Source organism: Streptomyces sp. NBC_01352 (assembly GCF_036237295.1).
GTDB classification, from domain to species: Bacteria; Actinomycetota; Actinomycetes; order Streptomycetales; family Streptomycetaceae; genus Streptomyces; species Streptomyces plumbiresistens.
This window is the reverse complement of the sequence record NZ_CP108354.1, coordinates 8,969,505-8,985,322: the sequence shown is the minus strand read 5'-3', so window position 1 is coordinate 8,985,322 and position 15,818 is coordinate 8,969,505. Positions and strand designations below refer to the sequence as shown.

Sequence of the window (15,818 nt, the reverse complement as noted above, 5' to 3'; positions counted from 1 at the left end):
AGTAGCGAAGGATCCATGACCTCCATCGATCTGAACGCCGACCTCGGCGAGGGCTTCGGCCACTGGCGGCTGACCGACGACGAGCAGCTGCTGACCGTCGTCACCAGCGCCAACGTGGCCTGCGGCTTCCACGCCGGGGACCCGGCCACCATGCGGCGGGTGTGCGAGCTGGCGGCCGCGCGCGGGGTACGGATCGGCGCCCAGGTCTCCTACCGGGACCTGGCGGGGTTCGGGCGGCGCGCGATGGACGTGCCGCCCGCCGAACTGGCGGCCGAAGTGGCCTACCAGATCGGCGCCCTGGAGGTGTTCGCGCGTGCGGCGGGCTCGCGTGTGTCGTACGTCAAGCCGCACGGCGCGCTCTACAACCGCGTCGTGCACGACGAGGAGCAGGCGGCCGCGGTCGTCGAGGGCGTCCTCCTCGCGGAGGACTCGCTGCCCGTCCTGGGGCTGCCGGGTTCGCGCCTGCTGGAACTGGCCGGCAAGGCGGGCCTGCCGACCGTCACCGAAGCGTTCGCGGACCGCGCCTATACCGAGGAGGGCACGCTCGTCCCGCGCGGCCGGGACGGCGCCGTGCTCACCGATCCGGAGGCCGTCGTGGCACGCTCGGTGGACCTGGCCCGTCTCGGCACGGTCACCGCGCACTCCGGGGCGCGCATCGCGGTACGCGCGCGTTCCCTGTGCCTGCACGGGGACACGCCCGGCGCGGTGGAGCTGGCCCACCGCGTCCGGCAGCGGCTGGAGGCGTCGGGCGTCCGGGTGGAGGCCTTCGTATGAGGGCGCTGCCCGTCGGCGACGGCGCTCTGCTCGTCGAGGTGGCCTCGGGCGAGGAGGCGCAGGCCCTGCACGCGGAGTTGCTGCGCCGGCGGGCCGAGGGCTCGTTGTCGGTCCGCGAGATCGTCCCCGCGGCCCGCACGGTCCTCCTGGACGGCCTCGCCGACCCGGCCCGCCTGGCGTCGGAACTGTCCGCCACCCAGCTCCCGCCCACTCCCCCGCGCACGCACGACGTGGTCGAGCTCCCCGTGCGCTACGACGGCCCCGACCTGGCCGACGTCGCCGCCCTGTGGGGTGTCGGTGAGGCGGAGGTGGCCCGTATCCACGCGAGCACCGAGTTCCGTGTCGCCTTCTGCGGGTTCGCCCCCGGCTTCGGCTACCTCGCCGGCCTGCCGTCACGCTACGACGTCCCGCGCCGGGCCACCCCGCGGACGGCGGTCCCGGCGGGCTCGGTGGGACTGGCGGGCCCGTACACGGGCGTGTACCCGCGCTCGTCGCCGGGTGGCTGGCAGCTGATCGGCACCACGGATGCCGTGCTGTGGGACCACGCGCGCGTGCCGGCCGCGCTGCTGTCGCCGGGCACGCGCGTGCGCTTCGTTCCGGTGGGACCGGTGGGGACGCCATGACGGACCGCGCGCTCTCCGTCATACGCGCCGGAGCGCTGACCACCGTCCAGGACCGGGGCCGCCCCGGGCACGCCCACCTCGGTGTCCCTCACTCGGGCGCGCTGGACGGCCCGGCGGCCGAGCTCGCCAACCGGCTGGTGGGCAATCGCCCCGAGGCGGCCGTCCTGGAGACCACGCTCAACGGCTGCGCGGTGCGGCCCCGTTCGACGGTCACCGTGGCCGTGGCGGGCGCGCCCTGCCGGGTGACCGTGGACGGCCGCCCGGTCGCCTGGGGCGCGCCGGTGCGCGTGCCCGCGGGCGCGCTCCTGGACGTCGGAGCGGCCGTCTCCGGAGTACGTAGCTATGTGGCCGTCTCCGGCGGCGTCGCCGTGGAGCCGGTGCTCGGCAGCCGCTCCACGGACCTCCTGTCGGGTCTCGGCCCGCCGCCGCTCACGGACGGCGCGGTGCTGCCCCTGGGGAGCCCCGAAGTGCCTCACGCGCGCGTGGACGTCGCCCCGCAGCCCGCGCCCCCGGCCGAACTCGTCCTGCGGGTGACGGCGGGTCCCCGCGACGACTGGTTCACGGCGGAGGCCCTACGGGCCTTCACCTCCCGCACCTACCGGGTGTCGCCCGCGAGCAACCGCATCGGGCTGCGCACCGAGGGACCCGCCCTGGAGCGGGCCCGGTCCGGCGAACTCCCCAGCGAGGGCATGGTGCTGGGGGCGGTCCAGGTCCCGCCCGACGGCAGGCCGGTGGTCTTCCTCGCCGACCACCCGACCACCGGGGGCTATCCGGTGATCGCGGTGGTCCGCGCCGCCGATCTTCCGGCCACTGCCCAGGCGGTACCGGGCACGCCGGTGCGCTTCGTGGCCGTACGCCGCCGGTGAACCCCGGGCGGTGTCCGGCTCGCCGGTGAACTCCTAGGCGGCGTCCGGCCGGTGCTCCGTCACCGACAGGGTCGCGAGCGCCGCGGACACCGCCGCGGAGGCCCGCAGGTCGAGCCGGGCGCTCGTCCCGCGCGCGCGGTGCCGCAACTCGTCGGCCGCAAGGGTCAGGAGCTGCGGCAGCAGGTCGGTGCACCGCCGGGCCACCCAGCCGGTGCCGGCGGTGGCGAGCCACCACAGGCTCGCGGACTTGGTGGGCGCCGGGAACTCGGGCTCGGGCGAAGGGGCGGCCCCCATAGCGAGGCCCCGCTCCGCCAGCAGTGCGTGGGACCGCACGGCCAGTTGCCGGTGCCCCCGCTCGCCGGGGTGCAGCCGGTCCGCGCTCCACATCGCGCGGTCCATGAGCCACGCGCCTTCGGAGGCGTGCAGATGCACCGCCCCGTACTGCTCGGACAGCGCGTGGACCACGGCGTTCACCGCCCGCTGCCGCCGGGCCAGCGGGCGGGCCAGGGCGCCCGGCAGCCCGAGCATCGCCCCGGGGTCCGGCAGACAGGCCGTGAGCAGGACCGCGCCCTGCTCGGTGAGGGCCGAGTACACCGTGTGGAGGCGTGCGGCGGCGGCCTGGATGTCGAAGGTGCAGCGCAGGGTGTCGTTGACGCCGATGACCACCGACGCGAGGTCGGGCCGCAGCGCCAGCGCGGCGGGCAGCTGCCTCTCCAGCACGTCCCGGGTCTGCGACCCGCTCACCGCGAGGTTGGTGAACTCCACGGCCTCCACCGGCTCCGCGAGCTCTTCGCCGAGCCCTGCGGCGAGCAGCGCGGCCCAGCCGCGCCACCCGTCGCCGACGGGATCGCCCACACCTTCGGTCAGCGAGTCGCCGAGGGCCACGAACCGCAGCGGTCTCATGTCACGCCCCCGGGCACAGAGGGCCGTACGGACGTCGCCGCGTCGTGTGCGTCGAGGAACGCGGCGACCGCCGTGTCCCATCCGAAGCACTCCGCACGCGCGCGTGCGGCCTCGCGCCGCTCCTCCACGGGCCGGTCGAGGAGCATGTCCACGGCGTCCGCGAAGGCCCCGCCGCGATCGGCCGCGACGGCCCCGGCGGAGCCGATGACCTCCGGCAGGGCGGACGAGGCACTCACCACGACGGGCGTCCCACAGGCCATCGCCTCCAGCGCGGCCAGCCCGAACGTCTCGGCGGGCCCCGGCGCCAGGCACACGTCGGCCGACGCCTGCAACGCGCCCAGCAGCGCCCGGTCGGCGACGTGCCCGAGGAACGTCACCGGCAACCCGCGCTCCCGCGCCCGCTGTTCGAGCCGCTGCCGCAGCGGCCCGTCCCCGGCCACCACCAGCACGGCCCGCCGCCCGCGCCGTACGAGCGCCTCCAGGGCGTCCAGCGCGGTACCGGGCCGCTTCTCCACGGACAGCCGGGTGCACGTCACCAGCAGCGTCTCGTCCTCGAGCGCGTGCCGGGCGCGCAGGCCGGGGTCGTGCAGCGCGGGATGCCGCTGCACGAGATCGACGCCGAGCGGCGCGCGGACGACGTTCCGGGCCCCGATCCGCACGAACTCCCGCTCGGCGAACTCCGTGGTGCACACCACGCGCGCGTACGTGTGCGCGGTACGGACGTTGAGGGCGTCGGCGGCACGCCGGGCGGCGCCCTCCGGCACGCCCCAGGTGCGCAGCACGCCGTCGGCGGTCTCGTGGGAGACCATCACGGCGGGGATCCGGGCGCGCCGCGCCCACTTGCCGGTCCACCTGAGCGTCGTACGGTCGGAGACCTCCAGGCGGTCGGGGGCCAGCTCCTCCAGGAGCCGCGCCACCCGCCCCTTGTCGGTGAGCACGCGGTAGCCGCCGGTACCGGGCAGCAACGGCCCGGGAAGGGTGATCACCCGTCCCTGTTCCGTCTCCCGGTCGCTCGCCCGCTCACCGGGCACGATCAGCACCGGCTCGTGCCCGGCGGCCTTGAAGCCCCTGCCCAGCTCGCGCAGCGCGGTGCGCAGACCGCCGGAGGCCGGCGCCACGAAGTTCGCCAGACGCACGATCCGCAGTGACTCGCCGCTCATGCCGCCACCACCGTCCGGCGCGCCGTGAGCACGTTCGTGTAGTGCCCGATCAGCTGGTCGCCGACGGCCGCCCAGGTGCGCCCCTCGACCATCGCGCGCGCGGCGGCGCCGAACGCGGTGCGCAGGCCGGGGTCGGCGGCCAGGGACCACACGGCGTCCCGTACGGCGTCCGGGTCGCGCGGCGGGACCAGGAGCCCGGTGCGCCCGTGGGCCACCAGGTCCAGCGGGCCGCCGGCGGCGGGCGCGACGACGGGCACACCGCTGGCCATGGCTTCCTGCACGGTCTGGCAGAAGGTCTCGAAGGGGCCGGTGTGCGCGAAGACGTCCAGGGAGGCGAAGATCCGGGCGAGTTCGTCGCCGGTGCGGCGGCCCAGGAAGACCGCCCCCGGCAGCGCCTGGTCCAGGCTCGGCCGGCTGGGGCCGTCGCCGACGACCACGACCCGGACGCCGTCCAGCCCGCAGACGCCGGCCAGCATTTCGACCTGCTTCTCGGGGGCGAGGCGGCCGACGTAGCCGACGATGAGCTCGCCGTTCGGGGCGAGTTCGCGGCGCAGCGCCTCGTCCCGCAGTTCGGGGCGGAAGCGGGCGGTGTCCACGCCCCGCGGCCACAGCCGCACCCGGGGCACACCGTGTGCCTCCAGGTCGTGCAGGGCCGGGCTGGACGGGGCGAGGGTGAGGTCGGCGGCCGAGTGGACGGAGCGGATGCGCCGCCAGGCCGCGGCCTCACCGGCGCCCATGTAGGTGCGGGCGTATCCGGCCAGGTCGGTCTGGTAGACGGCCACGGCGGGGATGCCGAGCCGGGCGGCGGCGGCCATGCCGCGGACGCCGAGGACGAAGGGGCTGGCGAGGTGGACGACGTCGGCACGGTGCTCGACGATCGCGGCGGCCACCCGGCGGCTGGGCAGGGCGACGCGGACCTGGGGGTAGCCGGGGAGCGGGAGGGAGGGGACACGGATGACGGGGCACGGCGCCAGGGCATCGGCCCCGGGCCCGGTACCGGCGGCGGTGGCCGGCGCGACGACGAGCGGAGAGTGACCGCGATCCACGAGGTGCCGGGCGGTCTGGAGCGCGCAGTGGGCCACGCCGTTCACGTCGGGGGGAAAGGATTCGGTCACGATGACAACACGCATACCCGTGTTGTCGCCGTGCTGGACGTGGCCGCGTCAACGTGGATCTTTCCGGACGAGGAACGTCCTGTGAGCGTTGCGCTGCGCACCCGAGCAGGTCAGACCGTGTCCATGCCCGTCTGACCCGCGAGTCACCCCGAGTTCACCCGGGGAGTGCGCCGGAGCCCGGTGGGTTCGTTTCGTAGGGCGCACCCGAGCCGGATGCGGTCAAGATCGGCCACATTCGAAAGCGGCGGTCACATGGCGGCCGCGTCCGGTCCGATCCGGCTGCGTACGGCCGTCTGGACCTCGGCCTCCTCGGCCGGATCGGCGGCGAGCCGGCGCAGTCGCTCCACGACCCGGGCGTCACCGGTCTCGGCGTGCCGGGCGGCGATCTCGCGGGTGGTCTCCTCGCAGTCCCAGAGGCACTCGACGGCGAAGCCGGTGGCGAAGGAGGGGTCGGTGGCGGCGAGGGCGCGTGCGGCCCGGCCGCGCAGATGGGACGAGGCGGTCTCGCGGTAGATGTGCCGGAGTACGGGTGCCGCACAGACGATGCCCAGCCGTCCGGTGCCGTCGACGAGGGTCCACAGCGTCGGGGCGTCGGGGCCTTCACCCCGTACGGCCTCCCTGAGTGCCGCGAGGACGAGGTCGCTGTCCCGGGAGGCGCCCCGGCAGGCGAGCATGCGTCCGGCGGCGGCGCCGAGGGGGTCGGGCCGACGGGCCCAGCCGCGTGCCCGGTCGACCGCGGCGACACTGCGCATGCGTTCGAAGGCGTCCACGGCCGCCTCCACCACGGCCGCCGAGCCGGTGGCCACGGCGACCTCGATCAGATCGGGAGCGCTCGGATCATTGCTGTCGGCGAGATAACGCAGGGCGGTGCAGCGGGCTCCGTCGCTGCCGTCCTCGGCGGCCCGGAGGATCTCCGGCCGGTCCTCGGGGCCGGCGACGGCGGCGAGACAGCGGGCGGCGGGGACATGGAGCGCCACGCCGCGCTCGACACCCTGCTGGGCCCAGTCGAAGACCGCCTGCACGCTCCACCCCGGACGGGGCCCGGTAGGTCGCATCTGCCGTTGCCAGCGGTCGAAACTGCCGGACTCCTGAGCGGCACGCACGCGCGTGGCGATGGATTCACGCGGATCGTCGGCCCACAGCCGCCAGGGGCGTGGCTCGAACGCGTCGCGCACCGCGACCGCCAGTTCGGCCTCGCCCTCGGCGTCGGTCGAGAAGCGCGCCAGGACCGGTGCCGCGAGGGCGCGCAGTCCGGCGTCGTCGTCGCGCAGCGCCAGTTCGTCCAGGGCCCAGGCCCAGCTGGTGCCCGAGGCGGCGTACCTGCGCAACAGTTCGAGCGCGTCCCGCCTGCCGTACGAGGCGAGGTGGCCGAGGACCGCGAGGGCGAGCCCGGTGCGGGACTCCTCGGTGTCGAGGACGTCCTCGACGTCGAAGAGGTGCGCCTCGATCTCGTCCAGTTCGCCGTTCAGGTCGAGGTAGAGACGGGCGTAGTACAGGGAGCGGTTCTCCACCTGCCAGTCGTGGCGGGGATCGCGCAGCACACAGTGGTTCAGGGCCGCGAGCGCTTCGGCGCGCGGTGCGGTGAGCGCGTGCAGAGTGCCGTCGCCGCGGCCCCGCTGGAGCAGGCCGAGCAGCGTGCCGCTGGGCGCTATGACCGGATCGAACATGGGAAACAGCCTCACATCAAGCGTCGACGCAACCGGGATCCTGCATTACCTGGCCGCGTGACAACACGTCGGGGCGCCCGCCGTTTCCTGCTTGCTGTAAGCCATCTTCCTCTGCCTCTCGTTGGTGGCCCATGCGGACCGCATCACGGTCCGCGCGGTGCGGCATCACCTGCCCAGCCGTCGCGTCCGTGAATCACGACGTCATGATGACTCGGCAGTTCCATCCACCGCGACCGAAATTTCGGCGGCCCGTTACCGCCTCCCCCGTTGTTCGTGTCCGCCCTGGTCAGACGGACGTGTCAGTGTGCGCCGAACAGTTCGAGCAGCTGCGTCTTGCCGAACATCCGAGCGGTGTCGACGGCCGACGGAGTACCCGCGGCGGGATCGGCACCACCCTCGAGAAGCGCCTTGATCACTGCCTCCTCGCCCTTGAAGACGGCCCCGGCGAGCGGGGTCTGGCCCCGGTCGTTGATCCGGTTGCCCTCGGCACCACGGGCGAGGAGGGCACGCACGGTGTCGGCGTGCCCGTGGTAGGCGGCGAGCATCACCAGGGAGTCGCCGCGGTCATTGGTGAGGTTGGCCGGAACGCCCGCGTCGACGTACGCCACGAGCGCCTCGGTCTGCCCCTGCCGGGCAAGATCGAAGATCTTGGTCGCCAGCTCCACGACCTCGGGGTCGGGGGCTTCGGTCATCGGCCGGTCCGCCTCTCAGTGCAACCGTTCAGGTGAATCGCCAGGGTACTGGCTCACGGGGCACATGACCCGTTGTGCCCCAGGTAAAGATCACCGCAGACCCGGGCGGACGCAAGAGCCCAGCTCAAGCGGACGAATGCGACTCCGCCACCCGGGGGAAATCGGCTGGAATTCACCCAGTTGCACCTTTTATCGTATGGATACATGCTGTGATCCTGGAAGTACTCATGGTGACTGTCCCCACGAACCAGGAGAACTCAAATGATCCTGTCCATCTCAGGCGTGGTCCTGCTCGGAATCATCGTCTTCCTCTTCTTCAAGAAGGACGGCCTCAAGGCCTCCCACGCCCTGGTGGCCGCACTCTTCGGCTTCTATCTCGCGAGCACGGCCATCGCTCCGAGCATCAAGGCCGGCGGCGAGAGCCTGGCGAGCCTCCTCGGCGGAATCAAGTTCTGACGCCCCCCACGTCGGCAGGCACCACCATCCGTACGCACCACCAGGAGACAGCAGTGGCCCGGCGCCCCCTCCCCCGCATCCTGAGCACAGGCAGCGCGCAGATCGCCCGGAGCCGGGAGCTGGCCCGGACGGCGGCCGACAGCGCCACCGACGTCCTCCACCCACTGATCACGATCACCCGCGGTCTGCGCCGGCTGGCCTCGGCCGGGCGGCGCAAGTGGGCCGACACCCCCAAGGACAAGCGCGGGCCGCTGCTCTTCCTGGTGGCGTCGGTGGTGCTGGTCGTGGCGCTCGCACCGTACGGCCCGCTGCTCGCCGTCATCACACTGATGGCGGCGGCAGCCTGGCAGGGCCGCGACCGCGCACAGCCGGAGCCCGACGGCCCCGACGAGTCCCAGACGCAGCGCCTCCAGTCGCTGTACGAGGCCCTCGTGCCCTACTTCTCGACCGCCGAGGACCCGGCCCCGCTCTACGCCCACGGCGGCGAGTGGGACAAGGCCTTCCCCGCCTACGACTTCGACGGCACCGGCCGCATCACGCATCTGCTGATCCACTACCCGGCGTACTTCACCGACGGCGAGGCCGAGGCCCGTACCCGGATCGAGCAGCTGCTGCACGCCAAGTCGGGCCGCGACCGCGAGTACCACTTCTCCTGGGACGAGGAGGCCAACCAGCTCACGGTGACCGTCCTCGCGCCCCTGCCCACCGACATCGCCGCCCAGCGTTTCGTCACGTCCCCCGGCGAGACGGTCCTCGGCTTCACCGACCCCACCCAGGTCCAGCGGACGCTCCCCCTCACCCACGGTGAGGAACAGCGCGACGTACCGCCGGTCGTCTGGCGCACGGGCATCCGCTCCACCGAGCCGCACCTGCTGGTCATGGGCCAGCCGGGCAGCGGCACCTCCACGCTGCTGCGCTCCATCGCCCTGCAGGCCCTCCAGTACGGCGACCTCGTGATCGTCGAGGGCGGCGGCACCGGCGAGTACGCCTGCCTCACCGGCCGGGACGGCGTCCTCGCGGTCGAGTGCGGGCTGGCCGGGGCCCTGGCGAGCCTGGAGTGGGCGGCCACGGAGACGGAGCGCCGGCTGATCGCGGTCAACCGTGCCCGCCAGGCGGGCAACCCGCCGCCCGACGACACCAAACGCCCCCTGTGGATCCTCCTGGACCGCCCGAGCGCCTTGGCCCACGTGGCCGCCGCGGACGGCCGCCAGGACCCGCAGTCCCTGCTCCAGGTCCCGCTGGGGCACGGCCGCGCGGCGAACGTGACGGTGGTCGTGGCCGACCAGTTCGACAGCGCCGAGACCCTCAGCGACGCCGTACGCCAGCACACGCGCGCGCGTGTCGTCCTCGGCCCGGCCACGGCCGACCAGCTGGAAGCGGTGCTGGGCGCGCCCCCGCACACGACCCCGGTCGCCCAGGTCCCGCCCGGCCGCGGCTACGCCCGCCTCGGCACGGGCCCGGTCCACCGACTCCAGGTCCCCTCCACCCCGGATCCGTACGACGAGGCGACGAGCGAGGCGGACCGCCAAGCGGTACTGGCACTGCTGCCGCCGCGGACCACCCCGGCGGACGGGGAGCACGTGCCGGAGGCGGTACCGGCAGCGGGCGAACCGACACAGGGCGTGCAGACGGAGGCCGTACGGCCAGAAGCCGTACAGACGGAGGCCGTGGCCGCGGAAGCTCCGTAACCGCCGGGCCGCGCGACCCGAACCCGCCCGGCACGCAGTCCGGTCACGCCACGAACGTACGAGGCGCCTCCCCACCCCCAGAGCCCCCGCTCTCCACCAACCGTGCCGCCGCGGCCAACCGCACCGCGGCCTCCTCCGCCACCGCACCTCCCACGGTGAACGGCAACCGCACATACCCCTCGAACGCTCCGTCGACACCGAACCGCGGCCCGGACGGCACCCGCACGCCCACCCGTTCCCCCATCTCCGCGAGCCGCGATCCGGACAGCCCGCCCGTGCGCACCCAGAGCGTGAGCCCGCCCTTGGGCACCTCGAACTCCCAGTTCGGCAGTTCCCTGCGTACGGCGGTCACCAGCGCGTCCCGGTTGTCGCGGGCCTGATCCCGCCGTACATCCACGGCCTGCGCCCAGCCCCCCGTGCTGAACAGCCAGTTCACGGCCAGCTGCTCCAGCACCGGCGTGCCCAGATCGGCGTACGCCCGCGCGGCGACCAGGCTGCGGATCACATCCGGTGCCGCCCGCACCCACCCGATGCGCATCCCCGCCCAGAAGGCCTTGCTGGCCGACCCGACGGTGACGACCGTCGATCCCGCCGGGTCGAAGGCGCACACGGCACGCGGCATCGCGTCCTTGATGTCCTCGTCCAGCCACAGCTCGCTCATCGTCTCGTCGGCGACCAGGACCGTCCCGGCCGACCGCGCTGCCTCCACCAGCCGCCGCCGCTGGTCCTCGTCGGCGAGCGCGCCGGTCGGGTTGTGGAAGTCGGCGACGACATACGCGATCCGGGGCGCGGCGTCCCGCAGGACCTGCCGCCAGCGGTCCATGTCCCACCCGGTGAGGCCCTCCGCCATCGCGACGGGCACCAGCCGGGCGCCCGCCGCCCGCATCAGCTGGAGGATGTTCGCGTACGAGGGCGACTCCACGGCGATGCGTTCACCGCGCCCCGCGAACAGATGACAGATCGCGTCGATCGCGCCCATCGCACCGGTCGTGACCATGATCTGCTCGGGCATCGTCGGGATCCCGCGCGCGGTGTACCGCTCGGCGATCATCGTGCGCAGTGCGGGCAGCCCGGCCGGATAGTCGCCGTGGGTGTGGGCGTACGGCGGCAGCTCCTCCAGGGCGCCCTGCACGGCCCGCGTCAGCCACGGTTCGGGGGCGGGGAGCGCCGCGCAGCCGAGGTCGATCATCGAGCCGAGGGCCTCGGGGGGCAGAGGTTCGAGGCCGCGCGCGGGCAGCGGATTGCCGGCCGGTACCGCGGTCCAGCTGCCGGCCCCGCGCCGGGACTCCAGGAATCCCTCGCTGCGCAGCGCCTCGTAGGCCGCCGCGACCGTCGTACGACTCACGGAGAGGGACAGCGCGAGCTCGCGCTCGGCGGGCAGCCGGGCGGCGACCGGCACCCGGCCCTCGAGGACGAGCAGGCGGATGCCGTCGGCCAGTCCTCGATAGGCGGGCGGGCGGCGCGTGCCCGGTCCGGCCGGGCGGTCCTGCTGGGAGTTGAGCAGCCGGGCGAGCTGTGCGGCACCCATCGCCGAGGTCCACTGCGCCATGGAAATCAGTCCACCTTCCCCGAATTGGCCATGGATGATGTTTCCACCCAAGCCACAGGGTGTCATGCGTCAGGCCACTACGACCACATGGGGGGACCTCTTGTCCACGAAGAGGCCAAGCCGTCTCGGGCGCCGGTTGATCCAGCTGTACGTCGGTCTCGCGCTGTACGGGGCGAGTTCGGCGCTCCTCGTCGAGGCGGGGCTGGGGATCGAGCCCTGGAACGTGCTGCACCAGGGCCTGGCCGAGCTCACCGGCCTGACGATCGGCGTCGTGTCGATCGTCATCGGCGCGGCGGTGCTGCTCCTGTGGATCCCGCTGCGCCAGCGCCCGGGTCTCGGCACGGTGTCCAACGTCTTCGTGGTCGGCCTCGCCCTGGACGGCACCCTCGCCCTGATCCCCGAGGCGCACGGCCTCGCCGCACGGACCTCCCTCATGATCACCGGCATCCTGCTCAACGGCGCGGCCACCGGTCTCTACATCGCCGCGCACTTCGGAGCGGGCCCGAGGGACGGACTGATGACCGGGCTGCACCGGCGCACCGGCCGCTCGATCCGCCTGATGCGGACGGCCGTCGAGGTGACGGTCGTGACGACCGGCTTCGCCCTGGGCGGCACCATCGGCATCGGCACCCTGCTGTACGCGGTGTCGATCGGCCCGCTCGCCCAGTTCTTCCTGCGCGTGTTCGCCGCCCCGTCGGCATCCGACGGCGGCACGGTCGTTGCCGGCGGGCAACCGCAGCAGGCGATACTTCGACGGTGACCTCGCGGATACGCCATCCCTACCTCGACCATCCCGGCCCGATCGCCTTCGCCCACCGCGGCGGAGCGGCCGACGGCCTGGAGAACACGACGCCGCAGTTCCGGCGCGCGGTCGAGGCGGGCTACCGCTACCTGGAGACCGACGTCCACACCACCGCGGACGGCAGGCTCGTCGCCTTCCACGACGCGACCCTGGACCGGGTGACCGACGGGGCGGGCCGGATCGCGGATCTGCCCTGGAAGGACGTACGGCACGCGCGCGTGGCGGGCAAGGAACCGGTGCCCCTCTTCGAGGAGCTCCTGGAGACCTTCCCCGAGGCGCGCTGGAACGTCGACGTCAAGGCGGAGCCGGCCCTGCTGCCCCTCCTGGACCTGATCGAGCGTACGAACTCCTGGGAGCGGATCTGCGTCGGCTCGTTCGCCGAGGCGCGGGTGGTCCGTGCCCAGCGACTGGCCGGCCCGCGCCTGGCGACGTCGTACGGCACCCGGGGCGTCCTCAATCTGCGGCTGCGCTCCTGGGGCCTACCGGCAGCGGTGCGCCGCTCCGCGGTCGCCGCGCAGGTGCCCGAGATGCAGTCGGGGATCCAGGTGGTCGACCACCGCTTCCTGCGCACCGCCCACGCGCTCGGGCTGCAGGTGCACGTGTGGACGGTGAACGAGCCGGAACGCATGCACCGGCTCCTGGACCTGGGAGTCGATGGCATCATGACCGATCACATCGACACGTTGCGCAAGGTCATGGAGGACCGCGGCGTCTGGGTCTGACACCCCGGACACCCCCTGGGCCGCACGCCCGCGCGCGGCACTTCACGGGGAAGCGAGGGCACGGGTGGGCACCGACACCGTGCGGGCGGAATCGGCGGACGAGGCCGCCGACCGGCGGCGCGAACAGCGCGGCTGGTACTTCTACGACTGGGCCTGCTCCGTCTACTCGACGAGCGTGCTCACCGTGTTCCTGGGCCCCTATCTGACGTCGGTCGCCAAGGCGGCGGCGGACGCGGACGGCTTCGTGCATCCGCTGGGGATCCCGGTACGCGCCGGGTCCTTCTTCGCGTACTCGGTGTCTCTGTCGGTGGTCGTGGCCGTGCTGGTGATGCCCCTGGTGGGCGCCGCCGCCGACCGCACCGGCCGCAAGAAGCCCCTTCTGGCGGCCGCCGCCTACACCGGGGCCGCGGCGACGACGGCCATGTTCTTCCTCGGCGGCGACCGCTATCTGCTCGGCGGCGCCCTGCTGGTCGTCGCGAACGCCGCGCAGTCCGTGGCGATGATGCTCTACAACTCCTACCTCCCGCAGATCGCCCCGCCCGAGGAGCGCGACGCCGTCTCCGCCCGGGGCTGGGCCTTCGGGTACGCGGCCGGTGCCCTGGTCCTGGTCGTGAACCTCGTCCTCTACACCGGCCACGACTCCTTCGGGCTCTCGGAGAGCGCCGCGGTCCGTATCTGCCTGGCCTCCGCGGGCCTGTGGTGGGGTGCCTTCGCCCTCATTCCGCTACGACGGCTGCGCGACCGCCGCTCCGCCGCGAAGGCCACGCCGGGATCGACAACTCCCGGCTTCCGCCAGCTCGCCGCGACCGTCCGTGACATGCGCCGCCACCCGCTGACCCTCGCCTTCCTGCTGGCGTACCTCGTCTACAACGACGGCATCCAGACCGTGATCTCCCAGGCCTCGATCTACGGCTCCGAGGAACTCGGACTCGGGCAGTCGACGCTCATCGGCGCCGTGCTGCTGGTCCAGGTGCTCGCGGTGGCGGGAGCGCTGGGCATGGGACGGCTGGCCCGGATCTACGGCGCCAAGCGCACGATCCTGGGCTCGCTGGTCGCCTGGACGGTGACGCTGGCCGCCGGGTACTTCCTGCCCGCCGGCGCGCCCGTGTGGTTCTTCGTGCTCGCCTCCGGGATCGGCCTCGTCCTCGGCGGCAGCCAGGCGCTGTCCCGTTCGCTGTTCTCCCATCTCGTGCCGCCCGGCAAGGAAGCCGAGTACTTCTCGGCGTACGAGATGAGCGACCGGGGCATGAGCTGGCTGGGCCCGCTGCTCTTCGGGATCACCTACCAGGTGACCGGAAGCTATCGGGACGCGATCATCTCGCTGGTGGCCTTCTTCGTCATCGGATTCGTGCTGCTCGCACGGGTTCCGGTGCGGCGGGCGATCAGCGACGCGGGCAACCCGATTCCCGAGAGGATTTAGCGTTCAAGGCGAAAGCGCTGTAGTGTACGCGTTTGGCCTGCCAGGCGTACCGTTACTGCGCGTCAAAGAAGCCGAAACGCTGGGTGACATCTGCTAGCAGATGTGACAAACCGGGCGCTGGTGGGTACAACAAGGGGCGGCTACGACGGCGACGCATTGCCCGGGACGGGACCCGGAACGGGAATCTTTACCGCCGACCGGACGTTGACCGGATGACGACGACAGCGACACCTGTCCTGTGGGCGACAAGCCCGGGAGGCACGATTCATGAGTGAGCGAGCTCTTCGCGGCACGCGCCTCGTGGTGACCAGCTACGAGACGGACCGCGGCATCGACCTGGCCCCGCGCCAGGCCGTGGAGTACGCATGCGAGAAGGGACATCGCTTTGAGATGCCCTTCTCGGTCGAGGCGGAGATCCCGCCGGAGTGGGAGTGCAAGGTCTGCGGGGCCCAGGCACTCCTCGTTGACGGCGACGGCCCTGAAGAGAAGAAGGCCAAGCCCGCGCGTACGCATTGGGACATGTTGATGGAACGGCGCACTCGCGAGGAACTCGAAGAGGTCCTCGAGGAGCGCCTGGCTGTTCTGCGCTCCGGCGCAATGAACATCGCGGTCCATCCGCGAGACAGCCGGAAGTCGGCGTAGTCCCTTCGGGGTCTGGGCGGACAAACAACACAGCAAGCAACCGCGGGCGCCGTACGTGATGTCACGTACGGCGCCCGCGGTTTTGTGTGCCGGTACGGCCGAACAGCTCGGCTTCGTGTGCCGGTACGGCCAACAGCTCAGCGCGTCAGCGGCGGGCGGGGGTCCTCGGGCGCGTCACCCGGTTCGTCCCTGATGACCTCGCCCTGGACCACCTTGCCGTCGGGCCGGTGCATGCGGGCCTGCTGGAAGGCGTCACCCAGGGTGCCCTGGGCGGCCTCGCGGAGCTTGCGGTCGACGGTGCGCTCCGCGTAGCGGCCGAGGGCCTTCTGGACCGGGGGGACCAGCAGGAGCAGCCCCACCGCGTCGGAGACCAGGCCGGGGATCATCAGGAGCAGGCCGCCGAGCATCATCAGGCCGTTGCCGCCGCCCTTCGACGAGTCGGACGGCGCTCCGCCCCGCTGCAAGGCCTCGTTCAGGTTCTGGAAGGCGCGTCGGCCCGCCCTCTTGATGACCACCGAGCCGAGCACGAAGCCGGCGAGGAGCAGCAGGAACACGGTGATGCCGCTCGACGCGCCGGCGACCACGGTGAGCAGCCAGATCTCCAGCACCAACCAGGCGGCGACGCCCAGCGGCAGGAAGGTGCGCAGCCGGGAGCGCCGGGGCCGGGCGGGGTACGTGGGAGTCGGAGCGCCAGTCGTCATACGTCCAGTGTGCCTGGGCCGGGCTCAGCACGGGATAA

The 15,818-nt window shown here is 73.0% G+C and carries 16 protein-coding genes; 9 read left to right on the top strand and 7 right to left on the bottom strand.

Translation table 11 applies throughout. From position 1 onward, the window contains the following. The first annotated feature begins 15 nt into the window (after positions 1-15). Genes OG252_RS41280 through OG252_RS41270 form a run of 3 tightly spaced genes read left to right on the top strand, consistent with a single transcriptional unit; the run spans position 16 to position 2,263 of the window. On the top strand, positions 16-774 hold the full coding sequence (locus OG252_RS41280) for a LamB/YcsF family protein (protein WP_266443245.1): 759 nt from the start codon (positions 16-18) through the stop codon (positions 772-774). Then, complete coding sequence (gene pxpB / locus OG252_RS41275; protein WP_329342593.1) at positions 771-1,397, top strand: 5-oxoprolinase subunit PxpB; 627 nt, start codon at positions 771-773, stop codon at positions 1,395-1,397. The genes OG252_RS41280 and pxpB overlap by 4 nt, the downstream gene beginning before the upstream one ends. Beyond that, positions 1,394-2,263: a biotin-dependent carboxyltransferase family protein gene (locus tag OG252_RS41270; RefSeq protein WP_329342592.1), complete on the top strand. Its 870-nt coding sequence runs from the start codon at positions 1,394-1,396 to the stop codon at positions 2,261-2,263. Before pxpB ends, OG252_RS41270 begins: the two co-directional genes overlap by 4 nt. 33 nt (positions 2,264-2,296) lie before the next feature. Here OG252_RS41270 and OG252_RS41265 read toward each other — a convergent pair whose 3' ends face one another. The 5 genes from OG252_RS41265 to OG252_RS41245 all read right to left on the bottom strand — a co-directional run bounded on the left by OG252_RS41265 (position 2,297) and on the right by OG252_RS41245 (position 7,800). Then, on the bottom strand, positions 2,297-3,166 hold the full coding sequence (locus tag OG252_RS41265) for an SGNH/GDSL hydrolase family protein (protein ID WP_266443237.1): 870 nt from the start codon (positions 3,164-3,166) through the stop codon (positions 2,297-2,299). Continuing rightward, positions 3,163-4,326, bottom strand: coding sequence for a glycosyltransferase (locus OG252_RS41260; protein WP_266443235.1), 1,164 nt, complete (start codon positions 4,324-4,326; stop codon positions 3,163-3,165). The genes OG252_RS41265 and OG252_RS41260 overlap by 4 nt, the downstream gene beginning before the upstream one ends. Beyond that, the gene (locus OG252_RS41255; protein ID WP_266443232.1) at positions 4,323-5,456 is read right to left on the bottom strand and encodes a glycosyltransferase family 4 protein; all 1,134 of its coding nucleotides are present in this window, start codon (positions 5,454-5,456) and stop codon (positions 4,323-4,325) included. The genes OG252_RS41260 and OG252_RS41255 overlap by 4 nt, the downstream gene beginning before the upstream one ends. A 233-nt stretch (positions 5,457-5,689) precedes the next feature. Next, positions 5,690-7,108, bottom strand: coding sequence for a HEAT repeat domain-containing protein (locus tag OG252_RS41250; RefSeq protein WP_329342588.1), 1,419 nt, complete (start codon positions 7,106-7,108; stop codon positions 5,690-5,692). Between the two features lie 299 nt (positions 7,109-7,407). After that, positions 7,408-7,800, bottom strand: a complete 393-nt coding sequence (locus OG252_RS41245) for an ankyrin repeat domain-containing protein (protein WP_329342586.1) — start codon at positions 7,798-7,800, stop codon at positions 7,408-7,410. A gap of 261 nt (positions 7,801-8,061) precedes the next feature. On the opposite strand from OG252_RS41245, the gene OG252_RS41240 reads away from it, so the two are divergent. Further along, on the top strand, positions 8,062-8,256 hold the full coding sequence (locus OG252_RS41240; protein ID WP_015661880.1) for a hypothetical protein: 195 nt from the start codon (positions 8,062-8,064) through the stop codon (positions 8,254-8,256). 53 nt (positions 8,257-8,309) lie between these two features. After that, a complete protein-coding gene (locus tag OG252_RS41235; protein WP_329342584.1) occupies positions 8,310-9,944 on the top strand; it encodes an ATP-binding protein in 1,635 nt (544 codons plus the stop codon). Positions 9,945-9,987: 43 nt separating this feature from the next. Here the strand turns inward: OG252_RS41235 and OG252_RS41230 are convergent, their stop codons facing one another. Next, positions 9,988-11,493, bottom strand: coding sequence for an SCO1417 family MocR-like transcription factor (locus tag OG252_RS41230; protein WP_329342582.1), 1,506 nt, complete (start codon positions 11,491-11,493; stop codon positions 9,988-9,990). A 64-nt stretch (positions 11,494-11,557) separates the two neighbouring features. On the opposite strand from OG252_RS41230, the gene yczE reads away from it, so the two are divergent. The 4 genes from yczE to OG252_RS41210 all read left to right on the top strand — a co-directional run bounded on the left by yczE (position 11,558) and on the right by OG252_RS41210 (position 15,079). Further along, positions 11,558-12,253 (top strand): membrane protein YczE, encoded by a 696-nt coding sequence (gene yczE, locus OG252_RS41225; protein WP_329342580.1) that lies wholly within the window; start codon positions 11,558-11,560, stop codon positions 12,251-12,253. Then, on the top strand, positions 12,250-13,017 hold the full coding sequence (locus OG252_RS41220) for a glycerophosphodiester phosphodiesterase (protein ID WP_307673411.1): 768 nt from the start codon (positions 12,250-12,252) through the stop codon (positions 13,015-13,017). Before yczE ends, OG252_RS41220 begins: the two co-directional genes overlap by 4 nt. A 64-nt stretch (positions 13,018-13,081) precedes the next feature. Beyond that, complete coding sequence (locus OG252_RS41215; RefSeq protein ID WP_329342577.1) at positions 13,082-14,437, top strand: MFS transporter; 1,356 nt, start codon at positions 13,082-13,084, stop codon at positions 14,435-14,437. Positions 14,438-14,704: 267 nt separating this feature from the next. Then, entirely contained in the window at positions 14,705-15,079 is a 375-nt protein-coding gene (locus tag OG252_RS41210) for an RNA polymerase-binding protein RbpA (RefSeq protein WP_003977404.1), read from the top strand. A gap of 137 nt (positions 15,080-15,216) precedes the next feature. Here OG252_RS41210 and fxsA read toward each other — a convergent pair whose 3' ends face one another. Continuing rightward, positions 15,217-15,780 carry an FxsA family membrane protein gene (fxsA, locus tag OG252_RS41205; RefSeq protein ID WP_266443205.1) on the bottom strand — a complete coding sequence of 188 codons (564 nt, stop codon included), beginning with the start codon at positions 15,778-15,780 and terminating at the stop codon, positions 15,217-15,219. Positions 15,781-15,818 lie beyond the last annotated feature (38 nt).

Excerpts from the sequence above, each read along its gene's own strand:
- OG252_RS41280 (WP_266443245.1), top strand. The coding sequence starts at position 16 with ATGACCTCCATCGATCTGAACGCCGACCTCGGCGAGGGCTTCGGCCAC.
- pxpB (WP_329342593.1), top strand. The coding sequence starts at position 771 with ATGAGGGCGCTGCCCGTCGGCGACGGCGCTCTGCTCGTCGAGGTGGCC.
- OG252_RS41270 (WP_329342592.1), top strand. The coding sequence starts at position 1,394 with ATGACGGACCGCGCGCTCTCCGTCATACGCGCCGGAGCGCTGACCACC.
- OG252_RS41265 (WP_266443237.1), bottom strand. The coding sequence starts at position 3,166 with ATGAGACCGCTGCGGTTCGTGGCCCTCGGCGACTCGCTGACCGAAGGT.
- OG252_RS41260 (WP_266443235.1), bottom strand. The coding sequence starts at position 4,326 with ATGAGCGGCGAGTCACTGCGGATCGTGCGTCTGGCGAACTTCGTGGCG.
- OG252_RS41255 (WP_266443232.1), bottom strand. The coding sequence starts at position 5,456 with ATGCGTGTTGTCATCGTGACCGAATCCTTTCCCCCCGACGTGAACGGC.
- OG252_RS41250 (WP_329342588.1), bottom strand. The coding sequence starts at position 7,108 with ATGTTCGATCCGGTCATAGCGCCCAGCGGCACGCTGCTCGGCCTGCTC.
- OG252_RS41245 (WP_329342586.1), bottom strand. The coding sequence starts at position 7,800 with ATGACCGAAGCCCCCGACCCCGAGGTCGTGGAGCTGGCGACCAAGATC.
- OG252_RS41240 (WP_015661880.1), top strand. The coding sequence starts at position 8,062 with ATGATCCTGTCCATCTCAGGCGTGGTCCTGCTCGGAATCATCGTCTTC.
- OG252_RS41230 (WP_329342582.1), bottom strand. The coding sequence starts at position 11,493 with ATGGCGCAGTGGACCTCGGCGATGGGTGCCGCACAGCTCGCCCGGCTG.
- yczE (WP_329342580.1), top strand. The coding sequence starts at position 11,558 with ATGCGTCAGGCCACTACGACCACATGGGGGGACCTCTTGTCCACGAAG.
- OG252_RS41210 (WP_003977404.1), top strand. The coding sequence starts at position 14,705 with ATGAGTGAGCGAGCTCTTCGCGGCACGCGCCTCGTGGTGACCAGCTAC.
- fxsA (WP_266443205.1), bottom strand. The coding sequence starts at position 15,780 with ATGACGACTGGCGCTCCGACTCCCACGTACCCCGCCCGGCCCCGGCGC.